The 8,951-nt window shown below is 69.8% G+C and carries 8 protein-coding genes; 2 read left to right on the top strand and 6 right to left on the bottom strand.

Annotated elements, in window-relative coordinates; translation table 11 throughout:
* The first annotated feature begins 169 nt into the window (after window positions 1-169).
* Window positions 170-1,135, top strand: a complete 966-nt coding sequence (locus ABD374_RS31895; RefSeq protein WP_344500169.1) for a YihY/virulence factor BrkB family protein — start codon at window positions 170-172, stop codon at window positions 1,133-1,135.
* 692 nt (window positions 1,136-1,827) lie between these two features.
* On the opposite strand, the gene ABD374_RS31885 is transcribed toward ABD374_RS31895, so the two are convergent.
* The gene (locus ABD374_RS31885; RefSeq protein WP_344500167.1) at window positions 1,828-2,748 is read right to left on the bottom strand and encodes a TetR/AcrR family transcriptional regulator; all 921 of its coding nucleotides are present in this window, start codon (window positions 2,746-2,748) and stop codon (window positions 1,828-1,830) included.
* A gap of 325 nt (window positions 2,749-3,073) precedes the next feature.
* On the opposite strand from ABD374_RS31885, the gene ABD374_RS31880 reads away from it, so the two are divergent.
* Window positions 3,074-4,126: a terpene synthase family protein gene (locus ABD374_RS31880; RefSeq protein ID WP_344500165.1), complete on the top strand. Its 1,053-nt coding sequence runs from the start codon at window positions 3,074-3,076 to the stop codon at window positions 4,124-4,126.
* Here ABD374_RS31880 and ABD374_RS31875 read toward each other — a convergent pair.
* The 5 genes from ABD374_RS31875 to ABD374_RS31855 are packed head-to-tail and all read right to left on the bottom strand — an operon-like array spanning window position 4,101 to window position 8,609.
* Window positions 4,101-5,660, bottom strand: coding sequence for a cytochrome P450 (locus ABD374_RS31875; protein ID WP_344500163.1), 1,560 nt, complete (start codon window positions 5,658-5,660; stop codon window positions 4,101-4,103). The two genes, ABD374_RS31880 and ABD374_RS31875, sit on opposite strands and share 26 nt — an antisense overlap.
* A gap of 34 nt (window positions 5,661-5,694) precedes the next feature.
* Complete coding sequence (locus tag ABD374_RS31870) at window positions 5,695-6,294, bottom strand: GTP-binding protein (RefSeq protein ID WP_344500161.1); 600 nt, start codon at window positions 6,292-6,294, stop codon at window positions 5,695-5,697.
* Window positions 6,275-6,640 (bottom strand): DUF742 domain-containing protein, encoded by a 366-nt coding sequence (locus tag ABD374_RS31865; protein ID WP_344500159.1) that lies wholly within the window; start codon window positions 6,638-6,640, stop codon window positions 6,275-6,277. The genes ABD374_RS31870 and ABD374_RS31865 overlap by 20 nt, the downstream gene beginning before the upstream one ends.
* Entirely contained in the window at window positions 6,637-7,044 is a 408-nt protein-coding gene (locus ABD374_RS31860; RefSeq protein ID WP_344500157.1) for a roadblock/LC7 domain-containing protein, read from the bottom strand. The genes ABD374_RS31865 and ABD374_RS31860 overlap by 4 nt, the downstream gene beginning before the upstream one ends.
* Window positions 7,041-8,609, bottom strand: coding sequence for an ATP-binding protein (locus ABD374_RS31855; protein ID WP_344500155.1), 1,569 nt, complete (start codon window positions 8,607-8,609; stop codon window positions 7,041-7,043). Before ABD374_RS31855 ends, ABD374_RS31860 begins: the two co-directional genes overlap by 4 nt.
* Window positions 8,610-8,951 lie beyond the last annotated feature (342 nt).

Here is an 8,951-nt window from a genome sequence, read left to right as displayed (position 1 = left end):
CGATGGTACTGCAGGGGGGACCCTGTGGGAGAGTAGGACACCGCCGAACAAATTTTATGCCCCGGTCCCTGGACTTATGTCCAGGGACCGGGGCATTTTTGCGTTCAAGGATCGTATTCTCAGGACCGGAGTTGGTCCGAACAGGAAAATGAGTGAAAGCGGGCGTCCGATGGGAACTGTGGTGCATGTCCCCCAGACTCGGGACATGATCGGAGAGGAACTCTCCGGTGATGAGGCCCTGACCGCTCTGCGGCATTACGGAGGCCGAAAGCTGTTTCTCGATGCCTTTTCTCGTTTCCGGTACGCGGACGGGTTCAGCCACGCGCGGTCGCTGGCTTTCCAGGTGGTGCTGGGCACCGTGCCGTTCGCCATCGCCCTCGTGGGCGTCGCTGCGTCCGTGCACACCGACAGCGTGGGGCGGGTCGTGGAGCTGACGCTCGGCCACATCGTGCCGGGTGCCAGCAATGAACTGGTCGAAGAGGCCCTCGCGGACACCCGGCGCAGCGCCGGCGGCAGTACGTCGATCGCGATCGCGATGTGGCTCGGGCTCGGCTTCGCCGTACTGAACCTGACCTCGGCCATGGGGCAGATCGAGCGCGGCAGCAACCGTATCTACGGGATCGAGAGGGACCGGCCCTTCCTCGTGAAGTACGGACGGAGCCTGCTGCTGGCTCTGGGAGCCGGTATCCCGATGGTGCTGGGCTTCCTGTCCCTCGTCGCCGGTGAAGCGGTGGGGGAGTCGCTGGTCGAGGCGCTCGGGTGGCCCGCCTCCCTGCTCGGCGTGTGGGGGCTGCTGAAGGCCCCCGCCGGTGTCCTGCTGGCGTTGCTGGCGTCGGCGGTGATATTCCGTTGGGCGCCCCGGCGTGACCAGCCCGGTTACACCTGGCTCGCCGTCGGGTCCGCCGTACACCTGACGCTGTGGGTGGCGGCGACCTGGCTGCTGGCCCTGTACGTCGCCAAGAGTGGCTCCTTCGGGGCCGTCTACGGGCCGCTCACCGCCTTCGTCGCACTGATGCTCTGGGCGAATCTCACGGGCATCGCGCTCTTCCTGGGCCTTGCGTTCGCCGCCCAGCTCGAGGCGGCCCGCGCCGGCATCCTCGAACCGGTCAGGCCCGACCCGGGGCCGGGAGCCTGAAAGACACTCGACGGGCAGTCGAAAGGCCACTCGAGGGACATGAGAGGGATATGTGGCACCGGACGGCGCGGAGAGCCCTCCCGGGCGCGAGGGCGGTTCCGTCCGCGTACCGGGCGCGCCCGCCCGTGCTCCCCATGGCCAGTGGATTCGCTGCTGGTACTACTCGGTACCAACGGGCGCCTGACCGGGCACGGCGTCTGCGCCACGCCGGAACAGGGCGTACCGATCGAGCCGTCGGCCGGGCCGTGGGAGCCGCGCCTCACCGTCAGCGGCTTGTGGAGACAGCATGCCGCCGTCGCCGCCCGCGAGTGCGAAAGTGAGCAGGGGGCCCATGAACGCCCAGCGCAGGCCGGTCCTTTCAGTGATCGGGTCGTCGGTCTTGCGCACGGTGGCCTCGCCGTTGGGGGCCGTGTGCACGGGCTCGCGCCACAGCGCTTCCTGGAGGCGGTTGGCGTCGCCGCCATGCCGGCGGTGAGGTGGGTGACGACGTCGGTGCCGGTCTCGGGGCCGCGGATGTGGAGGTGCACGACGGCGGTGCCGGCCCGGGCGGCCTCGACGGCGGAGCGGGCTCTGCTCGGGGGAGACCGGCAGGTGCGGGCGCTTGCGGACGGTGTCAGCGGCGCCGGTGAAGGCGCAGGTGAGGGTGGCTTCCTGATCGGGGCGGTGGGTGGGGGATATGGACGGGGCCCGGCTCAGCTCCGGTGGGCGGGGGCGGACAGGGTGACGTCCACGTAGGCGAGCAGCGCCGCCTGCATGTCCTCGGGGCTTGTGCCCACGCCCGCTTCGGCGCCCGCTTCCGTGACCGGTGCGGCGGCGAGCACCTGGGTGGCCAGGCCGTGGATCAGCGCGGTCAGCCGCAGCGCGGCGGCGTCCGGGTCCGTGGGCCGGAAGACGCCCTGGTCGATGCCGCGCCGCAGGACGTCGGCGACCGTCGCGCGCCATTGCCGGTGGTACGCGACGTGCAGGCGGCCCACGGCGGTGGAGCGGGCCGCCTGCGCCCACAGGTCGAGCCAGACACTCCACTGCCACCGTCGCTGCTCGGTGTACGGCGTCTGGAGCTCGATCAGCTGCCGCAGCTCGTCCGAGGCGTCACCGGTGTCTCCGGCATCGGCGATACGGGCCGCGCGGCGGGCACTGTCCTCGTCCATGCACCAGCGCACGGCCGCTTCCAGCAGCTCGTCCCGGCCGGGGAAGTGGTAGTGGACGGCGGCGGTGCTGGTGGCGCAGGCTTCGGCGATGTCGGCGATCCGTACGCCGTGGAAACCGCGCTCCGCGATCAGCCGCACGGTCTCCCGCACGATCTGGAGCGGCCTGCCGCCCCGGGGCGCGGCCGCGGCCCGGTCGCGCCGTACGGCGGAGGGCTTGGCGGGCGCCTCGGGGCGGGACCCGAGCAGCCAGCCCGCGTCCACATCGGCGGTGTCGGCGATACGGGCCAATTCAGCCACGGTGAACCGGCGGGCTCCACTGAGTGAACGTGACAGTTTGGAGGGGTCCATGACGACCCGCCGGGCGAACTCGCGCCGGCTCACGCCGACGGTGTCGATCACCTGACGCACTCGCTCGGCGACCTCGCCACCACAGTCGCCGACTCGGAATCCGGGCTCTGGCCGCATGGTCGGCCACCGTATCCGCGTGTTGAGGAGAGCGCAACGCACGGTTCAGGCAAAGCCGTACATGACAAGGGAAGGGGACCTTGATGTGATGCTGACTGATGTATCAGTCAGCTGTATAAGCCGTGAGAACCCCCGGCACAGCGGTGAAAGGCGGACTTCTGCAACTCTGGTCAGCAAATGGTCAACTTGCTTCAGGCAATGCCCAGTTGCATTGTTATTGACGGTTGTACATGGGCATATACGCTCCAGCGTACGCGGGGCACTCAAGGGGAGGCCGAAGATGACCGTAATCTCGCCACGTCGACTGGGACAGCCGTTACCCACCATGCCCTTCTACTGTCCGGTCCCGTCCGTCGTCCACCCGTCGGCCCAGACGCTCAACGACGTGACCGTCCGGTGGATGCTCCAACAGAGCCTCGACGCGGACGATCATCAGCGCAGTCGACTCGCACTCTGCGACTTCGGCGGTCTGACGGCTTCGACCATGCCGTACGGCCAGCCCGAACCGCTCGCCCTGATGGCCAGGTTCCACGCCGTGCTCTTCTCGTTCGACGACGGTGTGTGCGACGAGGCCTACGCCACCGCGGACTCCCTCGCCCAGGAGACGGCCCGGATCGTCCGGGCCGTAGAGGCCCCGGCCGCCCACCGCCCGGACGAGTCGCCGCACGCGGCGGCACTGCGCTTGCTCCGGCTGGAGCTGGAGCGGTACGCGTCCCGGCAGCAGATCCGCCGCTGGACCGACGCCATGCGCGTCTACACCTCGGGGCTGGTGTGGGAGGCGGCCTGGCGCCGCAGGCCCGACCTGCCCTCGCTCGACGACTACGTCACGCTGTGGATGAGGGCCATAGGGATGGCCCCCTCCACCGCGATGATCGAGATCGTCGCCGGACACTCCATACCCGACGACGATCTGGAGGACCCGCGCGTCCGGGCACTCACCGAGATCACCTGGACGCTGGTCAGCTGGGACAACGACCTCTACTCCCGCAACAAGGAGCTGCTGCGGGCCGACGACGACCTCAATCTGATCGACGTCCTGTGCCAGGAACTCGGCTGCGATCCGCACCACGCGCTCCAGGAGGCCGTGGCCATGCGGGACCGCGTCATGGTGCTCTTCCTCCGGCTGCGCGACCAGGTGCTCGAGGACGCGGGCAGTGGACTGCGCCGGTACGTACAAGGGCTCGGCCAGTTCGTCCGGGGCCACCTCGACTGGGCCTCCGCCTGTCCCCGCTACAGCGTTCCCTCGGCCCCGGAGGGCGAGTCGAACGGGTGGTGGAAGCAACGTCCGGCCGACGACAGCTTCGAGCCGCTTCCTCTCCCGACGATCTCCTGGTGGTGGGACCAGCTGAGGGTCAGTAGCCGCGCCACCAGCGGGTGACCGACTGCCACATCCGCTTCGGCACCGCCGGCCTGCGCTGAGCCGGAATCACGGCTCGTGTCTGTGCCGCCGAGGAGGACGAGGCGGGGGCGGGAGCAGGCATCGGGACGGACGGGGACACCGGCGCCGGTTCCCGTGCCGGTTCCGGCTTCGGCTGCGGCGCGCTCGCCCTGGGCGGCGACTCCACCTGCCAGTCCGGGAGAGGCGTCGCGCGCGTCATGGCTCCCGGTGAACTGGCGACGTCCTGTGGCGGACGTGCGGCGAACTTGGCCGGGAGCGCGATCAGATGCCTGGACATGAGTGAGCTGCGCCACCGCAACTCATGCTCCTCCACGGCGAGTTGAAGATCGGGAAGGCGCATCAGCAGCGCGTCGATGCCGGTGTCGGCGATGGCGCGCCCGATGTCCTGCCCCGGGCACTCGTGCGGTCCGCTGCTGAAAGCGAGGTGGGCGCGGTTGCCCTGCATCGAGGCGTGCGGATCGGGCCGTACCACCGGGTCGATGTTGGCGGCGGCCAGCCCGACGATGAGGGCGTCCCCCTTCTTGATCTGCTGGCCGCCGAACTCCGTGTCGCCGACGGCCCAGCGGCCGAGGATCGTGGTGAAGGGCGGCTCGTCCCACAGGGTCTGCTCGACCGCCTCGGGCAGTGTCATGTGGCCGCCGCTGAGCTGGGCGCGGAAGCGCGGGTCGGTGAGCACCATGCGCAGTACGTTGGCGATCAGATTCGCCGTCGTCTCGTACGCCGCGATCAGCACCAGCCGCAGGTGCTGGCTCACCTCGTCGTCGGTGAGCCCGGCCGGGTGCTCGACGAGCCAAGTGGTGAAGTCCTCCTCGGACTTGAGCCTGCGCCGGGCCACGTGCTTGTTCAGTACGTCCATCACATAGGCGTTGCTGGCGTTCGCCGTCGCCGTGCCCTTGATCATGTCACGGGCGCACTGCACCATCCGCTCGTTGTACTCCTCCGCCATGCCGAGGATCTGGCACATCACCATCATCGGCAGGTGCTCGGCGAACCGGCTCACCAGGTCGGCCCGGCCGTCCTGGCAGAACTCATTGACCAGCCGGTTGCTGAAGCGGTTGATGTGGCGGCGTACACCCCGGTGGTCGATGCGTCCGATGCTGTCGGTGACCGCGCCGCGCAGCCGTTCGTGTTCCGCGCCGTCCGCGAAGACGCAGATGGGCTGCCACGTGAAGACGGGGGCCAGGGGATGGTCGGGAGGTACGGTGCCGTCCTTGGTGAGGCGCCAGTGGCGCGAGTCGCGGGAGAACTGCGACGGGGTGCGGGTCATGTGCTGGTTCTCGGTGTGTCCGAGGACCAGCCAGGCCGGTACGTCGTCGTTCAGCAGCACGGGCGCCACCGGGCCGTGCTCGGCGCGCAGCTTCTCGTACAGGCCCATCGGGTCGTTCTCGTGTTCGGGCCCGTACAGCCGGTGCAGGCCGCCCGGGCCCCGGCCGGCGGTGGCGTGGGCCGGGCATCCCGGGGGCGGAAGCGCCCCGTCGTCCGCTCCGGGTGGATGGGGGAAAGGGGTGGTCACGGTCACTCCAGGTATCGGGCGTTCAGGCCGGTGGTTACAGGGACAAGGAGTGCAGATAGCGCATCAGCGTCAGGAGGACATCGCGGCAGGACGCGCGCCCTCGCGCGTCGCAGTCCACTATCGGCACTTCGGGGGGCAGGTCGAGGGCGGTCCGCAACGCCTCGACGGGGTGACGGGGTGCGTCGGGGAAGGTGTTGACGGCGACGACGAACGGCACACCGCGCTCCTCCAGGCGCCCGATCACGTCGAAGCTGACTTCGAGGCGCCGGGTGTCGATCAGCACCACCGCGCCGAGAGCACCCTCGAAGAGGCCGTTCCACAGGAACCAGAAGCGCTCCTGGCCCGGTGTGCCGAAGAGGTAGAGGATCAGTTCGTCGCTGATGCTGATCCGGCCGAAGTCCATGGCCACCGTGGTGGCGGTCTTGCCCTCCAGGCTGTCGTCGACGCCGACCCCGGCCTGCGTCATGGTCTCTTCGGTGGTCAGCGGGCGGATCTCGCTCACCGAACCCACCATCGTGGTCTTGCCGACCCCGAATCCGCCCACGATCACGACCTTCACCGCGGCCGTGGCCGTGGTGGGGAGGACGTCCTCGCGGCGCGGGCCGGTGATCGTCTCAGAGTTTCTGAAGTCCATGCATCACCGCTTCGAGAAGGGACCGGTCCGGCAGAGCGGCGCGGACGATGGGCGCCCGCGACTCGACCAGCTCGGTGGCCAGGAGGTCGGTCAGCAACGCGGTCACCACGCTGAAGGGCAGACTGAGGTACGCGGAGATCTCGGCGACGGACAACGGCGCCCGGCACAGCCGCAGAATGGCGGCCTGCTCAGGCTGGACCGTCGGTGTCGGCTCGGTGCGGGCGACGACCATCGTGACCAGGTCGAGAGAGGCCCGTTCGGTGCCGTCCGGGCCGCCGGTGAGCACGTACAGCCGTTCCGGGTCCCCCGTTTCACGGGGGCGCCGTTCTCGTTGGGGCGGACTCATGCGGTCTGCCCGTCATGGCGCGGAGGGCTCGTCAGGTGGGCTCCGATACGGATGACCAAGTCCCGCATGCGGGCCCCCATGAGACCCGCGTCCACCGTCTCGTCGGCGAGTACCGCGAGGTACGCCCCGGTTCCGGCCGCCATCAAGTAGAAGAGACCGCCGTCGACTTCGATGACGACGAGCCTCATCTTGCCCTCGCTGTGCGGGATCTCGGCGGCGACGGCCGCGGCGAGGCTCTGGAGCCCCGCGCACGCCGCCGCGAGCCGGTCGGCGACGTCGGGGTCGCCGCCGTGCCGGGCGATGCGCAGTCCGTCCGCGGACAGGACCACGATCTGCTGGACCTGCGGCACCCCGTCGGCCAGCTCCTTGAGCATCCAGTCGAAATTCGCCCGCTGCTGGATCACTTGAGATCTCCCTTGTCCAACGCATCGTCAGGTTCGTCATCGGCCGACGGGTCCGGCGCTGTCCCGTTGAACCCCTTGGTGAAGGCTTCGAGCCAGAGTCCGGGCTCCGGCTCCTTGGCCGCGCCGTTGGCGTGGCCGCCCTGCGGCGTCCGGGGCTGTTCGGCCGGCACCATGTGGGAGCCGAGTGGTGCGCGGCCCCGGCTGCGGCGCTGCGGAAGCCCGTTCGCCGTCCATTCGGTCACCTCGGGGACGTCCTCCTCCCTGGCGACGGGTGCGGGTGCGGGTGCGGGCACCGGGCGTTCGGGCCGGGCGGCCGGCCGCGGCTTGCGCCTGGGGATGCGTGCCTCTTCCGCGCTCGACAGGCCGGACGGGCCCTGCCGGGGGACCGCGGTGGCGCCGATGCCGTGGGCGATGCCGGGGGCGGGCCCGGTGGTGATCACGTCACGCGGCACGATGAGCACCGCGCGTACCCCGCCGTACGCGGACTGGCGCAGCGAGACCTTCAGGTCGTACATCTGTGAGAGGCGCCCGACCACGGCCATGCCGAGCCGGGGCGTCTCCCCGAGGTCGTTGAGGTCGATGCCGGCCTGGGCCTGGGCCAGCATCCGCTCGGCCCGGCCCCGGGCCTCCTCGCTGAGGCTGACGCCACCGTCCTCGATCTCGATGGCGATGCCGGTCTGCACCTCCACCGCGGTGACGTGCACCCGGGTCTGCGGCGGCGAATAGCGCGTGGCGTTGTCGAGGAGCTCCGCGCAGGCGTGGATGAGCGGTTCGACGGCCGTGCCGATGACGGCGACCTTGGCGATCGAGTGCAGGTCGACCCGCTGGTACTCCAAGATGCGGGACATCGCGCCGCGCAACACGCTGAACAGCGGTACGGGGTTGGGCCACTGCCGCCCGGGACGGCCGCCGCCGAGTACGGCGATGGAGTCGGCGAGCCGGCCGATCAGCGAGGTGCCGTGGTCGAGGCGCAGCAGGTCGTCGAAGACCTGGGGGTTGCGTCCGTGGTCCTCCTCCATCATCCGCAGCTCACTGGACTGCTGGTGGACGATGGCCTGTACGCGGCGGGCGATGTTGACGAAGGCGCGCTGCGCGGAGTCGCGCATCGCCTCCTCGGTGTCGACGATCTCCAGGACGGAGCGGACCAGGGCGCGCTGCGGGTCACGCAGGTCGCGGTAGGCCGGGTCTCCGTCCACCGCCGCCCGGATCACCTCGGCGGGCGAATGGCCCTGGCGGAGGAGGACGATGGCGTTCGGCAGCAGCTCCTTGCTGAGCCGCAGGGTCTCCTCGTCGTGTCCGGCGACGCGCTGTTCGAGGAAGGCGAGGCGTTGCTCGTACTCCGCGCGCAGGGTGCGTACGGCCCGGCCGCGACGGACGACTTCGGCTGCTACCGCCGTCACCACCACGGTCGCCAGGGCGCCGAACCAGACGACCGGTATCCGGGCGGGCTCCGGTACGAGGAAGAAGGCGGCGGCGGTGGCCGCGGCCATCAGGAGGACGGGCGGCACAAGCGCGCGGAAGAAGGGGGACTCTCGGTCAGTCGGAGGCGATTCAACGCGAACCATGTAAACCCTCTGGCGGTCGATGCGGGGATGTACTCGAACTCTCAGGCACTTGCGAACAAATGCGTGATTTCATATCAACTCGGCGCGCTCCGAGCGAGCTTAGCCAGATCGGATCAGTGCGACGGCATATTCACGCAACCCTCTGCACGGGCCTTGTCGAGGGTCTAGACTCGCCAATTCTGCACACTGGGCTTGCAGTTGTGCGCAAGGAGTAACCGAACGGGTGACGGAGGGACCTGTGTACGCCGAAGGCCGCCCCCGCGGTGACGGGGGCGGCCTTCGGCACGTGGGTGGAAGTGGAAGAGAAGGAGGAGCAAGGAGGAGCGGGGAGGGGGAAGGGAG

Origin of the sequence: Streptomyces enissocaesilis (assembly GCF_039533765.1) — a bacterium.
GTDB lineage: Bacteria > Actinomycetota > Actinomycetes > Streptomycetales > Streptomycetaceae > Streptomyces > Streptomyces enissocaesilis.
The sequence above is the reverse complement of the archived record's forward strand: the minus strand, read 5'-3'. Positions and strand labels throughout refer to the sequence as shown.